Origin of the sequence: Dyadobacter sp. BHUBP1 (assembly GCF_050587785.1) — a bacterium.
Lineage (GTDB): Bacteria > Bacteroidota > Bacteroidia > Cytophagales > Spirosomataceae > Dyadobacter.
In genome coordinates, this window is record NZ_JBOBIH010000002.1 from 321101 (window position 1) to 344613 (window position 23513).

Here is a 23513-nt window from a genome sequence, read left to right on the forward strand (position 1 = left end):
CCGTCGATTAGAATGCAACCTGAATACCTCCCAGGAACGTGGTTGGTTTAGGATAACTGTGCCAGATCATACCTTGTGAGAATACGTTGTCGCCATCGCCGCCACGGATCGGAGTTTGCTCTGGGTCGCCAAACGGATATTTGCTGATGATGAAGAAGTTCTGAGCAGAAACATAAAGTCTCAGTTTGCTCATTTTCAACTTGCTGGCAATTTCTGATGGGAAGTTGTAACCCAGTAACAGGTTGCGGCCGCGGATGAAGGAGCCGTCGAAGATCCAGCGGGTATCCACGTTGGTAACATAGCCAGCCTTGGTATCGCGAACCTGTGCGATCGGCGTATTCTGGTTTTGAGGGGTCCATGCATCCAGTACGGTGGTGTAGCTGTTAGCCAACGCCTGGCGGTCTTCGCTGGCGTGCAGGTTCATGTCCATCAGATCGTTTCCGTACGAGAACTGCAGGTCGAGGGTCAGGTCGAAGCCATGGAAACGCAGGCTGTTTGAAAGTGATCCCCATCCTTTTGGAGAACCGTTACCAATAATGCCGCGGTCAGCATCGGTGATCGCATTGTCGCCGTTTACATCCTTGTACTTGATATCACCCGGCAGCATTTTCAGGTTGCCACGGTAGCTGGTGAATTTGGCAGCCTGGTCGGCCTCAGCTTCGCTCCATGTTCCCAGACGGGTCAATCCCCAGAATGCGCCTGCCGGTTCGCCGATGCGGATTACGCTCGTTTGGTTGGTGATGGAAGGGCCTCCCACTCCGAAGATGTCCGCTGGTGTTGCCAATGACAATACTTTGTTTCTGTTGAACGAGATGTTGAAACTGGTGTTCCATGAGAAGTTTTGCTTTTCGATGTTCACCGTGTTCAAACCAAACTCGAAACCTTTGTTCTCCATGGAACCGATGTTACGACGGATAGTCGCGTAACCGCTGGTACGGGGTACCGGCGCATCGAGGAGCATGTCGGTGGTTTTGCGGTAGTAGTAGTCCGCTTCGAGAGAGATTCTTCCTTTGAGGAAACTGATTTCGAGACCACCGTCGGTTTGAGCTGTTTTTTCCCAACGCAAATCGTTGTTGGCAAGCCTGTTGATACCAGTTCCACCGAAGCGGGTGTCGCCATAAATAGCAGCGTAGTTAGACCGCAGCAAGCCGAGTGACGAGTAGGGGGGAATTTCCGAGTTACCCGTTAAACCGTAGCTGGTGCGAAGTTTCAGGCTTGAAATAATCGGGTTGCCTTTCAGGAACTCTTCGTCAGAAACTTTCCAGGCAAGGGCGGCCGACGGGAAAAATGCAAACTTATGGTTGTCACCGAATTTCGAAGAACCATCCGCGCGGCCAGTCACTGTCAACAGGTATTTGTCGAGCAAGGTATAGTTCAAACGACCAAAGTACGAGTTAAATGCAAAGCGTGACGCACCTGACACATAAGGGTTAGATGAAGGTGCTACCGATCCTGCCCCGAGGTTGTCGAAAGTGTAATAGTCCGTAGAGAAGTTCTGGGCACCTACACCGGTTGTGGTCACATTGGTTTCCTGCCAGGAAATACCCGCGAGGGCATTGATCGAGTGGATACCGAATGTTTTGTTGTAAGTCAACAAGTTCTCCCACGACCAGAACGTCTCTTTTCTGTTTTCTTTTCTCGCAGTACCAAGTTCGTTAGGCGTAAGTGTACGTGTTTGCGACTGGTTAACTTCCTGGTTGATCACGTTCACGCCCAATACGGTCCGGAATTCAAGGCCTTTTGCAAGCGTAACGTTTCCGTAAAGGCTACCCAGGGTGGTTTGCGTGTTCAGATTGAATTTACGACCCATTAAACGGTGTACGGAACTGAATGAACCCTCAGCACCCGGATAATCGCGGTTGTTGGCATAAGATCCGTCCGGCCATTTCACAGGAAGGAAAGGAAAGTCCTCCACCATCTGACGAGGTACTGCGTCGTTGATATCGACAAGGTTTTCGGCCTGATTGTTGTAGCTCAAAGTACCGCCCAGACGCAACCATTTCTTCACCTGGTCGTCGATGCTGAAACGGGTTGAATAGCGTTTCAGGTAGGATGTTTTGATGAAACCCTGGTCATCGCGGTAGTTAAGTGACAGGGAATAGGTGGTTCGCTCGTTACCGCCGCTGAAACCGAGCTGGTGGTTTTGAGAAACGCGGTGCTGGGTCGACTCGTCGAACCAATCCGTGTCGTAGTTGGGAGCAAATGTACCGTCAGCACGTTTGGTGAATACGTCGGGGTGAGCAGCTGCCAGCTGTGCGCGGCGCACGAGCGGATCGTGGGTTTTATATTTACCCGCGTCCCAACCGGCCTTGTCGAACTTCTCCATGTTCTTGTAAGCGAGGTCCTCGACGTCCATATATTGCTGAGCATTCAGTACTTTCGCTCTCTTCGGACCCACTTTTGGGACGCTCAGGTCCAGACCATAAGTGATGGTACTTTCACCTGATTTACCTCTTTTGGTGGTAATCATGATTACCCCATTGGCGCCACGCGCACCATAGATAGCCGTCGACGAAGCGTCTTTCAATACCTCCACCGACACGATGTCGTTCGGGTTAATGAAGTCGATCGCCTGGCTTTGCTGGTTCTGGTTTCCCTGAGGAAGCATTACACCATCCACCACGTACAACGGGTTGTTAGACGAGTTGATGGAGCTGAAACCACGGATACGTACGTTGGCACGACCGCCCGGGCGACCCGAGTTGACGTTCACCTGCACGCCCGAGATTTTACCCTGCAATGCCTGGTTCAAAGAAGGAGCGGGGCGCTCTCTCAGTTGTTCTTCTTTCACGGAACCTACCGATCCGGTAAGATCGGATTTCTTGGCGGTACCGTACCCGATCACGACTACTTCACTAAGCGCCTTGGAATCAGGAGCCAATGAGATGTCGAGAGAAGTGCGGTTACCCACGGTTACCTCCTGGCTAATGTAACCTACGAAGCTGAAAACCAGCGTGGCATTGTCAGGTACGGAAAGTGTATAATTACCTTCCCCATCGGTGGTAGTACCGCTGCTGGTACCTTTTACAACCACGTTTACACCGGGGAGACCGTCGCCGGTTTCCTTATCGGTGATTTTTCCTTTGAGTGTTTTATCGGCGCGGATCGTAGTGGCAATACCGGAGTTGGCGAGGGCTGCGTTCACCAGCAATGGGCTTGCGAGCGCGGGCAGAAGCAATAAAGAGTTACGGATGCTCCTCATCTGGAGCAACCATGGGTTGGTATCGGAAATTTTCATGTAGTAAGGCTTGTTAAACGTTTTTCATGCAGTCTTCGAAAACACGTAGAATTTTAGTCTCAGATCTCTGTTCGTTAGGCTTTTGCGTTTTTTGTTTAATCATAGTTTGCGGTTTACAGTTAAAATGTTTCGGTGAGTAGTTAAATAATTATAGCTGGTATTCGATAAATCACATTCCGGTGCGGCCGTAACTATCCTTGCCAGGGTTTTTGAATCAAATCATGGTCACGAATCCTGACAACACTATGTCAAAAAAGGCAAAAAGATAACGTTACGTTTTCCCTGACGGAGGATGGAATGGATGGCGGATGTCCGGGACTGCAACCGGCCACCTACCGGATAAATGCTTCAAAAAGTCAGTTGGTGTCAGTTTGGCATTACTAAAAGTCTTTAAGAAAACGCGTTGCAATATTATAATATTTAACAATAGATTTCGAATAAAGCGGGCGGAAAAATGCAGAATTATTTATGCAAACGTTTGCATAGTGATTATACGAAATTGTCATTTTCTTACGAAAAATCAACCACTTAGAGGTTAATTTTGGATAAAAACAATGTTAATTTTCACTTCCGGCGTTCAATGGAATTTTTGTTAAAATCCTATAATAATGAAGTGTAACCGACTGGTTTTTTGCTAAAATCCTATAAAAAAGCCCTGCTGCGAACGCTCGAAGCAGGGCTTTGAAAAATGAACAGGAGATCAGGCCAGATCCACGGTACGTCCGGTCTTCACCGATTCGTCGCACGCGAATGCGATCTGCAAGCTGGTCACCGCGTCCTGTAAGTGGTCTGTCAGGTCGAGGTCTTCATTGATCGCCCGGAGGAAATAGCGTTGCTCGCGGTTGCAAAGTTCCTGGTGATCCGGCTCATCTTCGAGGTTAATCCACGTGTCTTCTTTCACAAACTCATCCGAGCCGTTCAGGTCGGCATGGTGTACACGTATCGATTCGGTCTTCGTATGTGCTTCTACGGAAGAAGATTTTCCGGTTCCGCCTGCATCTTTGGCCACGATTGAAGCCGAACCTTTCGGCCCGATCACGTCTTTCACAAAGAACGCGGTTTCGCTGATCATCGGGCCCCAGCCTGCTTCGTACCAGCCTACTGAGCCGTCTTCAAACCAGATTTGCAGTTGTCCGTAGTTGTAATTCCCTGCCGGAATATCTTCGGTGAGGCGGGCGCCGATCGCATTTACGCGGAGCGGTTTCGAGCGGGTCATCTGGCACATCACGTCAATGTAATGCACGCCGCAATCCACGATCGGGCTGAGGCTCTTCATCAGGTTGCGGTGCACACCCCACATATAGCCGTGGCTTTGCTGGTTGAGGTTCATACGCATGACCAGTGGCTTGCCGAGACCCTGCGCTTCCGTTACGAAGCGTTCCCACGACGGGTGTACACGGAGGATATAACCTACCACTACTTTCTTATTCGCTTTTTTGGCAGCCTCTACCACACGCTTCGCACCTTTAACGGTGTCGGCAAGCGGTTTTTCGATAAACACGTGGGCGCCGGCTTCGAGTGCCTTGATCGCGAAATCCTCGTGGGTATCAGGGTAAGTCGAGATACAAACCGCGTCGGGCTTGGTTTCTTTCAATGCTGTTTCATAGTCATTGAAAAGGGCATAGCCGCCGCCTAATTTTTCATTGAGGACTTCCTTGCTTTTTCCGGTCGAAACGATCCCGCAGATCTCGAAACCATCCAGAAGCTGGTAGGCAAAGGCATGGGAAGCACCCATATTCCCGCAACCGACTACCAGTACGCGGATGGGGCTTTCGTTTTGAAAAGATGACATAGATTAAAGATAAATGTTAAGATTATGGGTTAGCAGGAACAAGGGCATGCAACATTGCAGCCTGGTTTGGGTGTCAAAATTAGGCATTAAAATCCGTATTAGGCCAGTTTCGTTCCAAGTGAAAAAAAATCCCGTTTCGGTGATAAAATTCTCTTTGAAAATCGAAATAAGTGTACGATAATGCATGAATTTTGTTACTCCTCATCTACATGTTCATGACTAACTTTTTACTTCCTATCAGACCGTCCGGTCTGTGCCGCGGGAGCGTTTTGTCCATACTGTTCCTGTTGTTTTTCTTCACTTTTCAGGCTTTCGCGCAAGATGATTTCAAACCCAAACTGGGGCTGATCGACCGTGCTTCGCTCGAAATGACGGCCTACCCCGGCGACAGTACTGCCGATGCCGTTTACCTGTACGACCGTGGAAACGTCAATTTTAGTTATGACGACCAGAAGGGCTTGCTCATGACAACTAACATGTGGGTTCGGATCAAGATCCTCAAAGAATCGGCACTCTCGCGAGCCTCAGTGAGCATTCGATGCTACGATGGGCCGAGCTATAAGGAGCAGGAGTGGGTGGAGGACCTGAAAGGCTACACCTACAACCTCGAAAATGATCAGATCGTCCGCACTGAACTGGAAAAGAAGACCGTCCGGCGTGAAAAATCGACAGAGTCAATCGCTACTACCAAGTTTAACCTCCCGAATGTTAAAAAAGGTTCGATTATCGAATATTCCTATTCGGTGGTGTCGCCGCTGAACGTGAAAAACGAACCCAGTCCGTGGTTTTTTCAAACATCAGTCCCCTCCCGGTGGAGTGAGTACAATATAGTGATCCCGAATTTCCTGGATTATAAAATGACGATGGGAGGTTACCTGCAACTTTATATCAACAAGCAGGAAGCTACTAATGTTTCGGTAGGACACTCAAGGTTTGATGGCGGCGGAAGGTCGTACCGGTTTGTGGTAAAAGATGCCCCGGCGTTTGTCAATGAGCCATTCATCACCACGGAAGCCGATTATCTTTCCAAGATCATCTTCGAGCTTGCGAGCGTGACTGTACCGGGGCAAATGACAAAAAACTATTCGCAAACCTGGGAAAATGTGGACAGAACGCTCGACGAGGCGAGGTGGTTTGGCGCGGAACTCCGCCGCAGTGGCTTTTTGAAGGAGGTACGCGATGAAATCGCACAGAAAACAACCGACCCGACAGAAAGGATGACGCTGGCGTACAAACATATCCAGGACCGCATGAAATGGGACGGGTACTCCGGGCTTTATGCTGGCGACGGCATTAAAAAGGCTTATGATAACCGGAAAGGCAATGCGTGTGACATTAATCTGATGCTTACCGTATTACTTCGTGAGCTGGATGTGGAATGTGATCCGGTACTACTCAGTACCCGCACACACGGTTATCTGCACCAGCATATCCCAATGCTCGAAAGCTTCAATTATGTGATCGCGCAGGTGAAGATCGGGGAGAAGACCTATTTCCTCGACGCATCGGAATCGTTCGCGAAGCCGGGGATGCTACCTGAGCGCGCATTGAATGGTTTTGGCAGGGTGATCCCCAAGAAAGGCCAGGGCCGGTTTGTTGAGATTAATCCGACCGATTCGGGCAGCAAACTGGAAATGATCACTGCGCATATTTTGCCTGACGACGGAACGATCAAGGGTAGTTACAGCATTTCCTATGGCGGTTACGAGGCACTCGACTGGCGCTCGTCCTATGCTACACAGCCTGACAATGTTTATCACGATGCATTGAAGAAAGCCGTTCCTGAATGGAAAATTCAGAATCTGGCGATCAAAAACAAGGCCGAGGATTACAAAGGGACTGTGAATGTGAGTTGTGATTTTGAACTGGAAGACGAGAATGCGTCTCTTGGTGTCTTCTATTTCAATCCCATCATGGCAGGCCGATGGACAAAAAAACCGCTGAAATCCAGGGAACGCATTTATCCTGTCGATTTAGGAACTGGAATATCGAATTCCTTTATCGCGAATTATACACTTCCCGAGGGGTATGCCCTTGAAGAAATGCCTAAGGCGGAGATCGTCGTGCTGCCCGATAAAGGAGGTAAATTCTCCTATCAGGTACGCCAAACCGGCAATGTAATACAGGTCAATAGTATGGTCCAGGTCAGCAGGACACGCTTCACGCCCGATGAATATGGACATCTGAGAGAGTTTTTCGAGCGTGTGGTGCAGAAGCATGCGCAGCCATTGGTTATCAAAAAGAAGTCCATTTAATACCGCCCCTGTTTCATGCAAAAGTTTCAGTCACTTTTTGGGAATACGATCCTATGTATAGCGGTGCTGGCATCGGCATCAGTATCAGCCCAGGCCGATTATAGCGTCGATAAAATCAGTCCGGCACTTGCAAAAGATGCCGACGCGGTAATTCGTGTCGACGAGTTGTTCTGGGATATCAAATCGCAGGCGGAGGGTGTCCAGCGAAACCGTTTGGTGGTCACTATCTTTAATGAAAAAGGGGAAGATCGGTACGGATCGACGCAGGAATGGTATGACAAGTTCAGGAAGGTAACCGAATTGTCGGGGACCTTGTACGACGCTAATGGCAAGGTGGTGAAGCGTCTCCGGAATTCCGATGTCGAGGACCGCGGGGATAGTTTTGCCGGAGGCGATATTTCGGATCACCGGGTGAAGACTGCCAGTTTTGGCAAGAAAAGCTATCCGTATCCTTATACTATCGAATTTATCAGTGAAGTGCGTACGCGGAATATGATGTTTTTTCCCGACTGGACGCCTGCTCCCGCGGAGGGCTCGGCGGTGGAATATTCCTATTTCAGGGTTAAAACACCGGCCGGTTTTGCGTTCCGGTACCAGGAAAGCAACGGAGCTCCCGCGGCGAAGAAGTCAAAGGATGCCGACGGCTCGGACATCTATGAATGGACACAAAAGGATTACGCCAGGCCGCGATCCAACGATTTTTACCCGTTACCGCATTTCGACCGGATTCCATTGGTGTTTACCGCGCCTTCGGATTTCGAGGTGCAGGATTACAAGGGGAATCTCAATACTTGGGAAGATTTTAGCCGTTTTTACTATACACTTAATGCCGGCAGGGACTTTTTGCCTCCAAATATCCAGGACGAAGTGAAGGCGTTGATCAAAGGCGTCCAATCCGACAGGGAGAAAATAGACCGGATTTACAAATGGATGCAGGGAAGGTCCCGTTACGTGAGCATTCAATTGGGAATCGGCGGATGGCAGACTATTGATGCGATGACGGTTGCTAAAACCGGTTACGGTGATTGCAAAGCGCTGACTAACTTTACTCTAGCCGCGCTGAAAGTAGCAGGCGTGCCTGCCTGTGCGGCATTGATCCGGGCCGGGAAAGAAGCCAGGATCAAGTCTGACTTCCCAAGTAGTAAGTTCAATCATGTGATCGCTTGTGCATTTGCAGGGAAAGACACCGTGTGGCTCGAATGCACAAGTCCGAACACAAAACCTAACTTTATGGGTAGTTTTACAGGCAGTCGTCCGGCTTTGCTCGTGCTGCCTGCAGGTGGAAAACTTGTGATGACGACCGACTACAAAGCGACTCAGAATGTAAAGGTAAGCAGGGCGAGCGTGAAGCTTAACGAGACGGGCGATGCTGAGATCGAGGTAAGGTCGAGGTACACAGGCTTGCAGCATGAGCCTCGTGTGCAGTTGATCCAGTACAGTACAAAAGAGGAACAGGAGAAGTGGCTGGTAAGCCATATTAATCTCCCAAGCTTGGATTTACGCCATTTTGAGCTTGTGGAAGGAGTGGAGCTGGAACCGTCCGTGACCGAAAAGCTCAGTTTGAACGTCCGCAACTGCGCCAGCAGAACAGGTACCCGCCTGTTTATTAAGACTAGCCTAATGAGCAGGACATTCGATATGCCCGCTACTACGGAGCGTTCATCGGATTTCTACCTGCCCGTTTCAGATTACAACTTTACCGATCTTGATACTATATCGTATGAAGTTCCGGCCAACTACAAATTGGAAACGACATTGCCTGCATTCCAGATTGCTTCCGCATTTGGCAGTTACGAATTGGAAACGACCTATGAGAACAACAAGCTCATTTGCGCGAGGAAAGTGGTAATGAACGGCGGACGCTACGGATCGGAGGATTTTGCAGCCTGGGTCGATTTCTTGAAAAAGATCAGGAAAGCCGACAGGGCGCAGGTGGTGTTTGTCGAAAACAAGCTTTGAGGCGATTTTAGAGACTATGTTAAAATATGTAAGGAATTGATTAAAACATGTGAATATCCGCATGGAAGCATGGATTAATTTTGAACTAAAATTTTAACATAAGCAGGATATGAACAAAGAAGCATGGTCTGGCATTTTCCCAGCGTTGGTGACGCCATTCAAATCAGATGATACAATTGATTTTGAGCTGTTCGGCAAGAACCTCGAAGCGCAGGTTGAAGCAGGTATTACCGGGGTAATCGTAGGCGGTTCGCTCGGGGAAGCCAGTACACTCACCCGCGCCGAGAAAATGGAACTGGTGAAATATGCTAAACAGGCACTCCCTGCCGGCCTGCCGGTGGTGCTGGGTATCGCCGAGCAATCGACAGCCGAAGCGGTAAGCATTGCGAAAGAAGCCGAAAGCGTTGGCGCCGACGGTCTGATGATCCTCCCTCCAATGCGTTACAAGGCCGACGATGACGAAACTGTGACCTGGTTCAAGACCATCGCCGGAAGCGTTTCGCTTTCGATCATGATCTATAATAATCCCTACGACTATAAAATTGAGGTAACGCTGCCTATGTTCGAAGAACTTGCGAAGGTTCCGAATATCCACGCGATCAAAGAATCGACCCGCGACGTGAGCAATGTAACGCGCCTGTTCAACAAGTTCGGCGACCGCTTCCGCGTATTCTGCGGTGTGGATACCTTGATCATGGAAGAGGTGATGCTCGGTGCCGACGGCGTGATCGGCGGCCTGGTGGATGCATTTCCGAAGGAAACCGTTGCGATTTTCAACCTGGTTAAGGCCGGTCAATACAAGGAGGCATTAGCGATTTACCGCTGGTACCTGCCGTTGCTCGAACTGGATATTCATCCCAAACTCGTACAAAACATCAAACTGGCCGCAGCCAAAATGGGCATCGGATCGGAATACGTACGTGCGCCGCGTCTGCCGCTCCACGGTGCCGAACGCGAGAAAGTGCTCGCGATCATCGACCAGGCCATCGCTACCCAGCCTGAATTGCCCGATTATTTGAATTTGACGGTTGACGTGGCGTAACACAAATCTTCCGGTGCGCTGCACCGGAAGATTTGTAATGATCCGAAGCCCGGAAGGGTTTCCTGTTATCCGGATGGCCTCTACCCAGGCAATACCTGTAATATTGACAAAAAATGCGCTGCATGATCGTTAGATTCGCTGCGTAGGATTGTTACCTTTTTGTCAAAACCATTCATTATGAAATTGTCCGATTTAGACCTTATTCTTGAAAAAGCCCAGGAGGCATTCGTTGCGATGAATGCCTACGCATTGCGCCGCCGGGTTGCATTGATGAACACCATTGCCGATGAGATCGAAGCGCTCGGCCCCGAGCTGATCCAGACTGCCATGGCGGAGTCCAACCTGCCCGAAGCACGTTTGAACGGCGAAAAAGCGCGGACGGTATTCCAATGGAGAAGCTATGCCGATGCGGTCGAAAAAGGATATTCGCTCGACGCGAGCATCGATACCGCGAACCCGCAGCGTGCGGTGCCAAAGCCTGATATCCGTAAAACAAATGTAGGATTAGGCCCGGTGGCCGTATTTGGTGCCAGTAACTTCCCATTCGCATTTTCGACGGCCGGTGGGGACACAGCGAGTGCTATCGCAGCGGGCTGCCCGGTGGTAGTGAAAGCACATCCCGGCCATCCGAAAACTTCACAGATCATGGCGGATGCCATTAGTCGTGGAGTTGCCAAGAGCGGTTTCCCGGAAGGCACATTTGCACACATTTTTACCGATACCATTGAAGAGGCGCAGGCATTGGTTGCCCATCCGGTGATCAAGGCGGTCGGTTTCACGGGATCCAACCGCGGCGGTATGGCATTGGTAGAGGTAGCCAACAAACGTAAAGAGCCTATCCCGGTGTTTGCGGAAATGGGAAGCATTAACCCTGTGTTCCTGTTGTCCGGGAAGTTGGGCACCGCGGGCGCCGAGTTGGCGAAGCAATATGCGGGCTCGCTGACATTGGGTGTGGGGCAATTTTGTACTAACCCGGGACTGCTGATCACAGAAGATAGCCCTGCTGCGGACAGCTTCATCGAAGCATTGAACCAGGAGATCGTGAATATCCTTCCTGCACCGATGCTGAATGCCGGTATCGCGATCGCTTACCGCGGAAACCGCGAGAAAGTGATCGGTCAGTCGGGGGTAGAACTGGTAGCGGTAGCTGCCACGGAAGCTGGCGAAGGTCAGGGTGCAGCGACGGTCGCTACGGTCTCGGGTGTAGATTTCCTGATCAATGACGAGCTGCAAACCGAAGTCTTCGGTCCGTTTGCATTGATTGTTAAATGCCGGAATGCCGATGAAATGTTGGCGGTAACCGAAAAATTGCATGGCCAGCTGACGGCGACATTGCTGGCGACAAGCGACGACCTGGCCTCTCACCGCGAGTTGGTGGCAGCCATTCAGAACAAATGCGGGCGGATTATCTTCAACAACTTCCCAACGGGTGTTGAAGTCTGCAAATCGATGCACCATGGCGGACCGTTCCCGTCGTCGAGCAACTCCCAGTTTACCTCGGTAGGCCCTGACGCGATCAAGCGGTTTACCCGCCCGCTAAGCTTCCAGAACTGGCCCGACGAATTTTTACCCGATGAATTGAAAAACGCCAACCCGCTGGGTATCTGGCGGACGGTGGATAATGAGGTGACGAAAGAAGCTGTAAGCTTTAGGCTGTAAGCTATAAGTACAGTTAATGAAAAATGAATAAAGCCTATGGCTTAAAGCTTATAGCCTAAAGCCCCAACTATACCCGGCCTAAAGCATACAGCTTAAAGCCTGAAGCCATATTATGCGTAAAACTTTTTTCTGTATCGACGCCCACACCTGCGGCAATCCTGTTCGTGTAGTCGCAGGTGGCGGGCCGCTCCTTGAGGGCAACAGCATGATGGAGCGCAGGCTCCATTTTTTGAGGGAATTCGATTGGATCCGCAAGGGCCTGATGTTCGAGCCCCGCGGGCACGACATGATGAGCGGTAGCATTCTCTACCCGCCCATTGATCCGGCGAATGATATTGGTGTGCTCTACATCGAAACCAGCGGCTGCCTACCGATGTGCGGCCACGGAACGATCGGTACTGTTACCATTGCTATCGAAGAAGGGCTGGTAACCCCGAAAGTGCCTGGTAAGCTGCGCCTTGAAACGCCGGCAGGGCTGGTACTGGTGGAATATATGCAGGAAGGCCGGAAGGTGAAGTCTGTCAAACTCATCAATATCAAGTCATTCCTTGCGGCTGAGAAACTGACTGTGGAGTGCCCTGATTTGGGAACGTTGACGGTCGATGTTTCCTACGGGGGGAACTTCTACGCCATCGTAGATCCCCAGGAGAATTTCAAAGGCATTGAAAACCATACGGCCGATCAGCTGATTAGTTGGAGCCGCGTTTGCCGCCAGCGGATGAACGAGCAGTACACATTCGTTCACCCCGAAAACGAACATATCAAAGGCCTGAGCCACTTCCTCTGGACCGGCGCTCCGTTAGACCCGACTTCGACGGCGCGTAATGCGGTATTCTACGGCGACAAGGCCATCGACCGCTCTCCATGCGGCACGGGCACGTCAGCACGTATGGCGCAGTGGCACGCGAAGGGCAAGCTCAAAAAAGGCGACCGTTTCGTGCACGAAAGCATTATCGGCTCCAAATTCATCGGTACGGTGGAGGAAGAAACGACCATCGGCGACAAACCCGCCATGATCCCCGGCATCGAAGGCTGGGCCGTTATCACCGGCCACAATACCATCTTCATCGACGACGAGGAGGATCCTTATGCGTTTGGGTTTCAGGTTTTGTAAGGGCTGTAAGCTTTAAGCTATAGGCCTTAAGCTGTGGACCCTAAGGCTGATAAAAGTTGATGGTAAAGGTCAATTACAGCTTACGGCTTAAAGCTTATTGCTCAAAGCAGATTATTAATAATTAAATAAACGAAAATAAAACAGCTGTAACCTTTAACCTAAGGCTTATGGCTTACAGCTTATAGCTTCCAATGAACGTTCAAAAAGGCAGCTCCGTCATCATCGGTGGCGGAATTTCGGGTCTGGCTTCGGCCTATTATTTGCTCAAAAGCGGATGGAAAGTGACGTTGCTCGACAAGGGCGATCTGTTCGATAACTGCTCCATCGGCAATGCGGGCATGATCGTGCCGAGCCATTTCATCCCACTCGCCGCTCCGGGCATGGTTTCGAAGGGTATCAAATGGATGTTCAACAGCCGCAGCCCCTTTTATGTAAAACCATCCCTCGATTTTTCGCTCATTTCGTGGGGTCTGAAATTCATGAAAGCTGCGACCGAAGCTAACGTCGAGCGTGCGGCACCGCATTTGCGGGATTATCATTTGTTGAGTAAAAAACTGTATGAGGACCTTGTTAGGGACGAGAACCTGGATTTTGGACTGGAAGAAAAGGGCATATTAATGCTCTATAAATCAGATAAAACTGGTGAAGAGGAAATACATGTAGGTAAGCAAGGCCAGCAACTGGGCCTGGACATCGATATGCTCAACCGCGAGCAGGTACAAGCATTGGAACCGGGCATTAAACTCGACGTAGCCGGTGCCGTGCATTACCGCTGCGATGCACATTTGTACCCAACGGCATTGATAAATGGTTTGATCAAAAGCATTACCACACTCGGCGCTGAAATTGTCAAAAACACGGAGGTGACCGGGTTTGATATTCAAAACGGGGAAATCAGAAGAGTTAAAACGGCTGCGAAAACGTACGAAGGTGATCTGGTTGTCATGACCGGCGGCTCATGGCTGCCGCAACTGGCCAAACAAGCCGGGTTATCCATTCCGGTAATGCCCGGCAAAGGTTACTCTTTCATGGAGCCCAACTCCGCACATCCAATTGTGCACCCCGCGTTGCTCCTCGAAGCCCGCGTGGCAGTAACCCCTATGAATGGGCAGGTGCGCTTCGGCGGTACTATGGAGCTCGCGCCGCTCAACAATCAGATCAATATGAACAGGGTGGAGGGGATCGTCAATTCCATCCCGCAATATTATCCTGAACTCAATGTAACCGTTCCGCAAAAGGACCGCATCTGGTACGGTTTCCGGCCTTGCTCACCCGATGGATTGCCCTATCTGGGGTATTCCAGAAAATTGAGCAATCTGATCGTCGCCGGTGGGCACGGTATGATGGGTATCAGCCTCGGACCCGGCACCGGAAAAATCGTGGCCGAACTAGCGGAGCGTATGAAGCCTTCCGTAGATGTCGCACTGTACGATCCGGAACGTTATCAATAGGCGGGGCCGCCTAGGTCGGGCCGCGCAGGCGGGGTCGCCCAGGGCTAAGCAAGGCGGCATTTCGGGCCATTTTGGCCCGTGGCGGGGCGGGGATATTGTGAGTAGTCCAAATACTTCGTAGTTTACACAGTTTAAAACCTGACCTAATAACCTATTACCCCTTATGCCACAAGAAAACACCTCTTTCAAGCCCTCACTAGGTCTTGTTGACGCCACGATGCTCGTTGCCGGCAGTATGATCGGATCGGGCATTTTTATTGTCAGCGCCGATATCATGCGCAATACCGGCAGTGTGGGTTGGCTGATGTTCGTGTGGCTCATCACCGGTTTCATGACGCTCACAGCCGCATTAAGCTATGGCGAGCTTAGCGCGATGTTTCCCAAGGCTGGTGGTCAGTATATTTATCTCAAAGAAGCTTACAATCCGCTGATCGGCTTCCTGTACGGTTGGAGCTTTTTCACAGTTATCCAAACCGCCACTATCGCCGCCGTGGCCGTCGCATTCGCCAAATTTACCGCTTACCTCATCCCGCAATTCAGCGAGGATCTGGTCGCATTGGACCTAGGGTTTCTCAAAATAAGTCCGGCCCAGCTACTGTCCATTGTCGTCATCGTGGTACTGACGTTTACGAATACACGTGGCGTCAACAGCGGGAAAATCATTCAGACGACATTTACATTAACCAAACTCCTGAGCTTGCTCGGCCTCATTGTTTTCGGGCTGATCTTCATGAAACCCGAAGTATGGGCCGCCAACTGGGGTGAAGGTATGTGGGATTTGCACAAACTTGCCCCAGACGGCAGCATTGAGTCCTATACCACCATCGCCGCATTCGGCGCCATTGCGGCATCTATGGTAGGCTCCATTTTCAGCAGCGACTCGTGGAATAACGTGACATTCATTGCCGGGGAAATCAAGAACCCACAACGCAATATCGGCCTCAGCCTGGCATTGGGGACGATTATTGTAACAGTCATTTACGTACTTACCAACGTCATGTATACCGGCGTGCTCTCCCTGCAGGAAATCGCAGCGTCCGACAAGGACCGTGTGGCGGTAACTGCATCGCACGTCATTTTTGGCAATTCGGGCACGATCGTCATCGCGGTAATGATCATGATTTCCACTTTCGGTTGCGACAACGGGCTGATCATGTCGGGTGCGCGCGTGTATTACTCGATGGCGAAAGACGGCCTGTTTTTTCGGAAAGTAGGTCGACTGAACAAGAACGCTGTACCGGAAATCGGCCTTTGGTTGCAATGCGTAATCGCCTCCTTGTGGGCGCTCAGCGGGAAATATGGTAACCTGCTGGATATGATTTCCTTCGTGGTCGTAGTGTTTTATATGCTTACGATCATCGGGATATTCATCCTCCGTAAAAAACGCCCCGACGCACCGCGGCCTTACAAGGCATTTGGCTACCCATTCCTGCCTGTTATTTACATTATCATGGGGGTGGCATTCTGCGTGCTGCTGATCGTCTATAAGCCGGAATACACCTGGCCGGGGCTGATCATTGTGCTATTGGGGATCCCGGTTTATTATATGGTTGCCAGGAAAGAGGTGGCAGCTGTGGAGCAGGATTAAATATTTGAAAAACGTTAATGTCACCCTGAGCGAAGTCGAAGGGGATAGGTGTAATGCCTTTACAAGCAATAACGCCGTACTGACTGTCTTCGACTGCGCTCAGACTGACATTGGGTAGTTTGTTGATGAAATGCATTGATTACTGTTCCAGCAGCTCGTCAAGGTTACCAAGTGCCATCGTGAAACCTTCCTTGAAGCCCATCTGCATGATCTGCTCGATGTCCTCATATTTATCATATTGAATCACGACAGAAACCGTAGTGCTGCCGTCGGCTTCGGTGAAAGTATTCGTCCAGGTCGATCGCGCGAAATCTTTATTGATCTCCCCGTTTTCATCACAGAATGCGTCGATTGCCGAGAAGCTTTTTTTCGCATCGATGGTGAGGTAATCCGCTTTTGCCCAATGCTCTTCGCCCTCAGGGCCTACCATGGCGTAAAGCCAGGTACCGCCTTCGCGAAAATCCATCGACTTGGTGCGTGCTTTCCACGGACGTGGCGCCCACCATTGGTCGAGCAACTCGCGCTGTGTCCATGCGGCCCAAACTTTCCCCACCGGGGCGGCAAATTCCCGTTCTACATTGATACGGTTATTCTCCTTGTCTACCGAAAAATTCATTACTAAGCTAGTTTTCATCTGAATTGGAATTTAGGTTGATTAAAAGTTGATCTAATTGATTGAAACGGTCTTCCCAGTGTTTTTTGAACTGTGTCAACCAGTGGTCGAACTCTTTCATTTTGACCGGATTGAAATAATAATGGATCTCCCTCCCGACCTTGTTCTGCGTAAGCAGATCGCAATCGGCGAGTACCTTAATATGCTTCGAAACCGCCTGCCTGGAAGTATCAAAATGTTCTGCCAGCGCATTAGGCGTCATAGACTGTGCCGCGATCAGCACGAGAATGGCCCTTCTCGTCGGATCCGCAATAGCTTGAAAAATATCTCCTTTCATATACGATCGAAATATGCAACTTGATGGTTGCAAATATATATGCAACTTTTGGGTTGCGCAAATTTTTTTGTAAATTATTTTGATCTGTTTGTATGGAAGTATTTACCGGAAGCTAATTTTTGTGCACATTGGATCATAATCGCACCTTAAAAATTTGATCTATGAAAAGTATGTACAATTTGTTGACGCACAGGGTATTGGTTGCTGCTGTGGTCATCGCCTTTACCGTCACAGGCTGTCGGGAAACTTCCATTGAAAATCAACCGTCTGCACCTTCGGAAAATTCCGGTAATTCGTTGCGGACAAGCGGTGAAAATGAATTTGTAGAAGGGGAGTTGCTCATCCAGTTTAAAGAAGGCGCGTCGGCAGCTGCCAAACAAAAGGCTTTCGAAAAAGTAAAAGGGCAACCCGTAGAGAAAATCCTGACAAAGGCCATGGAGCGGGCGGGGAAGAAAGAGGGGCTGGCGCTGGTGAAGGTTAATAAAAACGTCCTGGAAGCCATTGCGGAACTCAATGGCGCCGAAGGAGTGGAATTCGCCGAGCCCAATTATGTGTATTACCACACCGCAACTTCGACCGACACTTATTTCACAAACGGATCGCTTTGGGGCATGTATGGCCCATCCACAAGCCCAGCGAGTACTTACGGTAGCAATGCAGCCGCAGCCTGGGCAGCGGGAAACACCGGAGCCGCTTCGGTGTACGTGGGCGTGATCGACGAGGGCATTCAGCTCACCCACCCTGATCTGGCAGGCCAGGTTTGGGTTAACCCTGCCGATCCGACTGACGGTGTCGACAACGACGGCAACGGCCTTGTAGATGATACCAACGGCTGGGATTTTGCCAATAACGATGCCACCATCTACGACGGAGGCACCAAAGGCTCGCTCGACGACCACGGTACCCACGTATCCGGTACCATCGGCGGCAAAGCGAATGGACAGGGAGTGGTTGGTGTAAACTGGAATATCAGGCTTATTTCGGCGAAGTTCCTTGGTCGCCGCGGCGGCACAACGGCTAATGCAGTGAAGGCGGTCGATTACCTCACCAATCTTAAAAACCGCGGTATCAACATCGTGGCAAGCAATAACTCTTGGGGAGGCGGAGGCTACTCGCAAGCATTGTACGATGCTATTTCGCGCGCTAACAATGCGGGAATCATGTTCATCGCTGCTGCCGGCAACTCCGGAACCAACAACGACGTTACCGCGAGCTATCCATCCAACTACAATCTTCCCAACGTGATTGCCGTTGCGGCTATCGATAAAAACGGAGCCTTGGCCAGCTTCTCTCAATACGGAGCTACCACCGTTGATATCGGCGCGCCAGGCGTTGCTATCAATTCTACCACAGCCTACAACACATATTCATCTTACAACGGTACCTCCATGGCGACCCCGCACGTAACCGGCGCGGTGGCCTTGTACGCATCCACGCACCCGGGCGCGTCCGTCGCACAGATCCGCAACGCCATCCTGTCCAGCGCCGTGCCTACGGCTTCGCTGGCCGGAAAGACGGTTACTGGCGGAAGGTTGGATGTGAATGCGGCTTTGAGTAAGTAGGTTGATTTTCGGATTGATGAAAGGGGAATGGCGTTGGGCTGTTCCCCTTTTATTTTTCGAATATATTACTGACCTCAGTAGTTGAATTGTGAGTTGGGGAAGTATTAGGTTATCCAATTTTCCAGCACAATCTCATCAATTCTCTGAAGGTGTCGAGTATTATTGGTTAGCAACGTTAGATGATATTTAACGGCCGTAACCCCGATTAAAAGATCAAAATCGTCGAGAGGGGTACCTGCCCTTTGTAGTCTTGCCTTTTCTCGGGCAAATAAGTCAATGGAGTCAAAAATGGGTAATATCTGTACTCCCGCAAGAAAGGCGAGTAAGGCCTTGAAATTGTGTTCAGGTCTTTCGCTTTTTTCTACGCCAAATTTCAATTCTGCCAGCGTAATTTCTGAAATATAGCATTGTTCGGGTTTAAGCTTGTCAAAACGGTTTCGAAGATCAAACTTACCTTTCATGAAATAGATGGCAATGTCTGTATCGATCAGGAATTCCTTCAAAGTGGTTCGTTTTGGCGATTGGAAATTCGACTGCTCCGGATGTCTTCAATGATTTCTTCGGCAGATTTTTCAGAAATAAAGGCACCAAATGCTTCTCGAAAGGTAGCTTTTTTCTTTCTGGTCGAGATTTCCCCGGTTTTGCTAAGCCTGGACACCAATGCGGCCCTGTCATCGGCGCTCAGGTTGCCTAGAAGTGATGCATATGCATCGACAAGTGTAGTATTTCTCTTTGTTGGTTTCATCTTCCTTTAAATTTACAAAAAAATGCCCGCATGTACACTAAGAGGATACCCCTCAACGACGCGAGGCCGACCTTCATGCACCGCAGGCATTTTCTGAGTATGGAATGCAAAGTTAATCCTTGCGTAAACGTCAAGTCAACTTGCTTGATAAGCGAAACCGGCCACTTATTCATTTCTCCTTCAATTGAACGGTTGCGACTTTGTAATTAACGGTAAGCGGTTTAAGTTTACCTCGTCCAATCCAAGAGTAGAGTTACTGCCGAACATTCCGTTAACAGCCATGAACTGGTTGTGAATGGTATTTCTATCAATGAACGGTGCCGTAACTACCGTAATGGACTACATTCCATTGCTCTACTCTTGAGTTGGACAACGGCAAGTGCGGCACCGTTTATTGCTGCATTCTATCATCAACCTGATAGCTATGCACACCGATTTTCATCAACAGCGCCGTGACCAGGCGGCATTCAAGTTGCTCAAAGATTTTCTGAACGACGATGTGGATCTTGTGGAATTGGAGCACGTTCTCAATGATATGCTCCTTCATTATCTCCGCCCTGCGCACGAATGGAACATCTCGCGCGAGCATGCGCTGTACGCGATTGATAATAGCGAGATTTTGATGCGGTTGCTAAGGAAGATGCGGGAGTTTGGGATGCGAGAGGAGATGATTTGATTACCAGCCTTTGGGAACACCCACGGCTCTCAATGTTGCATTAGCCTTCTCTGCTTTTTTTACAAAAAGAGGTTCATTGGCATACCTGTCCGCAAGATTTGGGTCAATCTTGAAGCCTTTCGGAAGTTTCTTGTTTTGTGATGCGGTTTTCATAGTTATAAATTTATTAAATTTTAGTGACAAGGAATGCTTCGTAAGGGACATCTTTCTTAAAAAGTTCCCATTCGCTATCCAGTAGTCCCTCGACTTTGAAATCCATTTCAATTGAACACAGGTGCCGGGAAATAGCAATACGATATAATCTTGTTCGGACCTCGGTGCTTCCGGTAATATAAACTTTCGCTTTTGGATATTGACTCGTGAATGTAAAAAGAGTCATTGCAACGGTCGCCAGTACCTTTTCGCTATCACCGTTGTTCGAAGTTGCCAAATCATCCAGATCGCCTGTGATAGGATCCTGATCACCGAATCCCAGATTGTAGTAATCTTTAAGATCGAGATCGTAATATCGCACTACTTTGGTGATGCTTCCCTTGGTGCCGATACTTGTGAATTTGTAATACTTGTAATCGTGGGAAATGAATATGTCAGAGTACTTTTCCAGCATGAAGATGAAGTATATATTCTTGAATTGGGAATGGTACCCAAATTAGATAATCGCCTTCACGCTTAAAAGTAGGGCGGCGGTTGGTTGCACATTAGCGCGAGCCGGCAAATAAATACTATTGATTCAACACCACCGTCGCCATCCCCCGACCCGGAATCTTCACCCCATCCTTCAAGTTGCCAACTTCTGACCGTTGCATATCAACCCCCTTCTCACCGGTAGTCAAATAAACCTCCGCATTTTTCACCTTAAATCCACCAACCTCCGGCAGCAAAATCCGCTCTTCATTCCCGTAATTAATTGCTACCAGCACGATTTGCTTCTCATTCGCATAAGCCGAAACCATCAGATCCTGCGCAATTTGCTCTTTGCTGAGGTTATCGCTGCGTTGGATATTCAACCGGTGCATTCCAGGGCGGACGAAGCGGCTGTAATGGCCCAATGCCCATAAGTTCTTGGTGGCGGTAATGGTGCCGTCCACGTACTCGCGTGACGAGGGCGCGAGGGCGATGAGGTAATAGCGGGTGTCGAAATCGGGGCTGCCCGGCTCCCAGCTATTCCAGAGCTGCCAGGCGGCGGCGTTGCCGTATACAAGGTCGTCATGGATGACTTTCGAAAGGAACAGGGCGCAGTCCATGGCGGGGATGCGGCCGGTTTTGCCTTCTCGGTAGCCGTCGGCGAGCATGGAGTATTCGGTTTGCCAGAAGGTGACGCCGTATTTGGCGGTGGTGTCGGCTACGTGGCGACGGATCGCGATGCGGGTGCTATCTCCTTTGTCGGTGAAGTAGCTGTGGCCGCCGATCAAGCGCGGCAGGTGTTTCAGGTTGGTTAATGCCAGCTCGCTCTTTGGGTCGAAGAAGGCTTGCGTTTGTTGGGTAGCGTTACCTGTTTTTCCGTAGAGAAAATCGAGTTGGGCGGCTTCGGTGATCAGGATTTGGGAGGTAGAGCTGGTGGCAGTCAATGCGCTGTCGAGGGCTTTGACTACCTGGGCAATCTCGTCGCTGCGCCAGGGGCTGCCTTCCTGCTTGGCGCCCTGACCCGGGGCGTGGTACCAGTCCCATTGCGGCTCGTTGACCGGACTGATGTAGTTGAAATGCAAACCTTCCTCATCGAAATGCTTCAAAACCGTGGCCAGGAAGCGGGCATAGTCGCCGTAATGCTCCGGTTTGAGATTTGAAATGTAATCTTTCGTTGTTTTATAGCCCCGGCCATTCTTCGTAAACTGCACGGGTGGCGTGTTGGAAAACGCGATCAGGTTCTCGACGCCGTATGCTTTTGCTTTTTTGGTAAACCAAATATAACCGGGCTGCTTCGTCCAGTCATAAGTCCCGTCGGGGCGTAGAAAGCATTCCACGCGCTTGCGGAAATCGGTAATGCCGCTGCTGTCGCCCTGCTCGGCAGTGCCGCCGCCGATATTGAAGCGCCATGCCGAAAGTCCGATGCCTTTGGGGTTGCCACTGGCGTCGAATTCCCTGCTGAATAGCCATTCGGCCATTTGCTCGCGGTTTTGAGCGGGCCAGTGTTTGGCGATACCCTCGGTGAACCAGGCACCGGCGGCACCGAAGTTGTCGATTCGCTGGGCCTTGTTTTTAATGTCTATTTTGATGGTCAGTTCTTTCGGCTTTTGGGCATGGGTAAGAACCGTGGTAAGCATTAAAAGAGTAGTGAGCAGCAGTTTTTTCATGATCAGTATTTAAAATACATTGAAACCCATTGCAAGGAGGACAAGTACGACGATCCAGCCCGCCGCTTGAAGCAATAACGGATGTTTATATTTCCCCATTAATCGCTGTTTCCCGCTGGCTACGAGCAAAATGGCGAGGGCAATGGGAAGTACGAAGCCATTTAATGTGCCCACGAACACGAGTACTTTCACCGGCCGGCCAACGAGCAGGAAAATGATCGTAGAAATGAGGATAAAGACAATGGTCACGTACGACTGGTACCGTTCGATCAAAGGATGAAAAGACCGAAGAAACGAAATGGAAGTGTAAGCGGCACCCACCACCGAAGTAATGGCAGCTGCCCAGATCATAAGTCCGAAAAGTTGTCTGCCGAATGCGCCCGTGGCATTTTCAAAGACCGAGGCGGCGGGATTGTCCGGGTTAATGCTTGCGCCGGTGAGGATAATGCCGAGAGTAGCCAGAAATAGCAAATAGCGGATCAACGCGGTGATGAGGATGCCGGTAGATGCGCCGCGGTTCACCTCCTTTAATGCACTTTCCCCGCGTAAGCCTGAGTCGAGCAGGCGGTGCGCGCCTGCGAAGGAGATGTACCCGCCCACGGTGCCGCCCACGAGCGTGAGGGTGGCGACAGGGTCGAATTTTTCAGGGAAAAAGGTGTGCTGGATGGCGTTGCCCAATGGCGGATGCGAGGTAAATGCGACATACAGAATGAGGGCGATCATAACAAAGCCCAGGATTTTGGCAAAACTGTCCATCGCTTTGCCGGCTTCTTTGAAGAGGAAAATGCCAATGGCAATGGCTGCGCTGACAATGGCGCCGGTTCGTACGTTGACGCCCGTCATGGCCTCAATGCCGAGCCCTGCACCGGCTACGTTGCCAATGTTGAAAGCCAGGCCTCCTGCGACGATGAGGAATGCAAGAAGGTAGCCAAGACCTGGTAAAAGATCGTTGGCGAGGTCCTGAGCGCGTTTGCCGGAGACGGTAATGATCTGCCAGATATTAAACTGGACGGCAAGGTCGATCAGTATTGACAGCAGGATGATAAAGCCGAAGCTGGTCGCCAGCTTTTCGGTGAAGACCGTCGTTTGAGTCAGGAAGCCGGGGCCTACTGCCGAGGTGGCCATCAGGAATGCCGCGCCTAGCAGGGCGTTTTTGTTTTTTGACATTTTGTTTTGCCACGGATTACACGA

19 protein-coding genes are annotated in these 23513 nt (G+C 50.3%); 9 read left to right on the plus strand and 10 right to left on the minus strand.

Annotation, left to right across the window (positions count from 1 at the left end; translation table 11 throughout):
- Nucleotides 1–7: 7 nt before the first annotated feature.
- Entirely contained in the window at nucleotides 8–3238 is a 3231-nt protein-coding gene (locus ACQ4MZ_RS08095) for a SusC/RagA family TonB-linked outer membrane protein (RefSeq protein ID WP_430844172.1), read from the minus strand.
- 700 nt (nucleotides 3239–3938) lie between these two features.
- Nucleotides 3939–5030, minus strand: coding sequence for a Gfo/Idh/MocA family protein (locus ACQ4MZ_RS08100; RefSeq protein WP_430844173.1), 1092 nt, complete (start codon nucleotides 5028–5030; stop codon nucleotides 3939–3941).
- Nucleotides 5031–5245: 215 nt separating this feature from the next.
- Between ACQ4MZ_RS08100 and ACQ4MZ_RS08105 the strand changes: the two genes are divergently transcribed.
- The 7 genes from ACQ4MZ_RS08105 to ACQ4MZ_RS08135 all read left to right on the plus strand — a co-directional run bounded on the left by ACQ4MZ_RS08105 (nucleotide 5246) and on the right by ACQ4MZ_RS08135 (nucleotide 16098).
- A complete protein-coding gene (locus tag ACQ4MZ_RS08105; protein WP_430844175.1) occupies nucleotides 5246–7285 on the plus strand; it encodes a hypothetical protein in 2040 nt (679 codons plus the stop codon).
- 15 nt (nucleotides 7286–7300) lie between these two features.
- Nucleotides 7301–9244 carry a DUF3857 domain-containing transglutaminase family protein gene (locus ACQ4MZ_RS08110; protein ID WP_430844177.1) on the plus strand — a complete coding sequence of 648 codons (1944 nt, stop codon included), beginning with the start codon at nucleotides 7301–7303 and terminating at the stop codon, nucleotides 9242–9244.
- 109 nt (nucleotides 9245–9353) lie between these two features.
- The gene (locus ACQ4MZ_RS08115; RefSeq protein ID WP_430844179.1) at nucleotides 9354–10286 is read left to right on the plus strand and encodes a dihydrodipicolinate synthase family protein; all 933 of its coding nucleotides are present in this window, start codon (nucleotides 9354–9356) and stop codon (nucleotides 10284–10286) included.
- Nucleotides 10287–10463: 177 nt separating this feature from the next.
- A complete protein-coding gene (locus tag ACQ4MZ_RS08120) occupies nucleotides 10464–11945 on the plus strand; it encodes an aldehyde dehydrogenase (NADP(+)) (protein WP_430844180.1) in 1482 nt (493 codons plus the stop codon).
- Between the two features lie 112 nt (nucleotides 11946–12057).
- Nucleotides 12058–13059 carry a 4-hydroxyproline epimerase gene (locus ACQ4MZ_RS08125; RefSeq protein ID WP_430844182.1) on the plus strand — a complete coding sequence of 334 codons (1002 nt, stop codon included), beginning with the start codon at nucleotides 12058–12060 and terminating at the stop codon, nucleotides 13057–13059.
- A 191-nt stretch (nucleotides 13060–13250) separates the two neighbouring features.
- The gene (locus ACQ4MZ_RS08130; protein WP_430844184.1) at nucleotides 13251–14510 is read left to right on the plus strand and encodes an NAD(P)/FAD-dependent oxidoreductase; all 1260 of its coding nucleotides are present in this window, start codon (nucleotides 13251–13253) and stop codon (nucleotides 14508–14510) included.
- Nucleotides 14511–14673: 163 nt separating this feature from the next.
- Nucleotides 14674–16098 carry an APC family permease gene (locus tag ACQ4MZ_RS08135; protein WP_430844185.1) on the plus strand — a complete coding sequence of 475 codons (1425 nt, stop codon included), beginning with the start codon at nucleotides 14674–14676 and terminating at the stop codon, nucleotides 16096–16098.
- A 139-nt stretch (nucleotides 16099–16237) separates the two neighbouring features.
- Here ACQ4MZ_RS08135 and ACQ4MZ_RS08140 read toward each other — a convergent pair whose 3' ends face one another.
- Entirely contained in the window at nucleotides 16238–16732 is a 495-nt protein-coding gene (locus ACQ4MZ_RS08140; protein WP_430844187.1) for an SRPBCC family protein, read from the minus strand.
- On the minus strand, nucleotides 16722–17048 hold the full coding sequence (locus ACQ4MZ_RS08145; RefSeq protein ID WP_430844188.1) for an ArsR/SmtB family transcription factor: 327 nt from the start codon (nucleotides 17046–17048) through the stop codon (nucleotides 16722–16724). The genes ACQ4MZ_RS08140 and ACQ4MZ_RS08145 overlap by 11 nt, the downstream gene beginning before the upstream one ends.
- A gap of 161 nt (nucleotides 17049–17209) precedes the next feature.
- On the opposite strand from ACQ4MZ_RS08145, the gene ACQ4MZ_RS08150 reads away from it, so the two are divergent.
- Nucleotides 17210–18610, plus strand: coding sequence for a S8 family peptidase (locus ACQ4MZ_RS08150; RefSeq protein WP_430844190.1), 1401 nt, complete (start codon nucleotides 17210–17212; stop codon nucleotides 18608–18610).
- Nucleotides 18611–18714: 104 nt separating this feature from the next.
- Here ACQ4MZ_RS08150 and ACQ4MZ_RS08155 read toward each other — a convergent pair whose 3' ends face one another.
- Entirely contained in the window at nucleotides 18715–19113 is a 399-nt protein-coding gene (locus tag ACQ4MZ_RS08155; RefSeq protein WP_430844192.1) for a type II toxin-antitoxin system VapC family toxin, read from the minus strand.
- Nucleotides 19110–19355 carry a hypothetical protein gene (locus ACQ4MZ_RS08160; RefSeq protein ID WP_430844194.1) on the minus strand — a complete coding sequence of 82 codons (246 nt, stop codon included), beginning with the start codon at nucleotides 19353–19355 and terminating at the stop codon, nucleotides 19110–19112. The genes ACQ4MZ_RS08155 and ACQ4MZ_RS08160 overlap by 4 nt, the downstream gene beginning before the upstream one ends.
- A gap of 394 nt (nucleotides 19356–19749) precedes the next feature.
- On the opposite strand from ACQ4MZ_RS08160, the gene ACQ4MZ_RS08165 reads away from it, so the two are divergent.
- Nucleotides 19750–20031, plus strand: coding sequence for a hypothetical protein (locus tag ACQ4MZ_RS08165; RefSeq protein ID WP_430844195.1), 282 nt, complete (start codon nucleotides 19750–19752; stop codon nucleotides 20029–20031).
- Here ACQ4MZ_RS08165 and ACQ4MZ_RS08170 read toward each other — a convergent pair whose 3' ends face one another.
- From ACQ4MZ_RS08170 to ACQ4MZ_RS08185, 4 genes are all read right to left on the minus strand, one after another.
- Complete coding sequence (locus ACQ4MZ_RS08170; RefSeq protein WP_430844197.1) at nucleotides 20032–20184, minus strand: hypothetical protein; 153 nt, start codon at nucleotides 20182–20184, stop codon at nucleotides 20032–20034.
- A 13-nt stretch (nucleotides 20185–20197) separates the two neighbouring features.
- Nucleotides 20198–20638, minus strand: a complete 441-nt coding sequence (locus ACQ4MZ_RS08175; protein WP_430844199.1) for a DUF6934 family protein — start codon at nucleotides 20636–20638, stop codon at nucleotides 20198–20200.
- A gap of 115 nt (nucleotides 20639–20753) precedes the next feature.
- Nucleotides 20754–22322, minus strand: coding sequence for a glycoside hydrolase (locus ACQ4MZ_RS08180; protein WP_430844200.1), 1569 nt, complete (start codon nucleotides 22320–22322; stop codon nucleotides 20754–20756).
- A gap of 9 nt (nucleotides 22323–22331) precedes the next feature.
- Nucleotides 22332–23489 carry an NRAMP family divalent metal transporter gene (locus ACQ4MZ_RS08185; RefSeq protein WP_430844202.1) on the minus strand — a complete coding sequence of 386 codons (1158 nt, stop codon included), beginning with the start codon at nucleotides 23487–23489 and terminating at the stop codon, nucleotides 22332–22334.
- Between the last annotated feature and the right edge of the window lie 24 nt (nucleotides 23490–23513).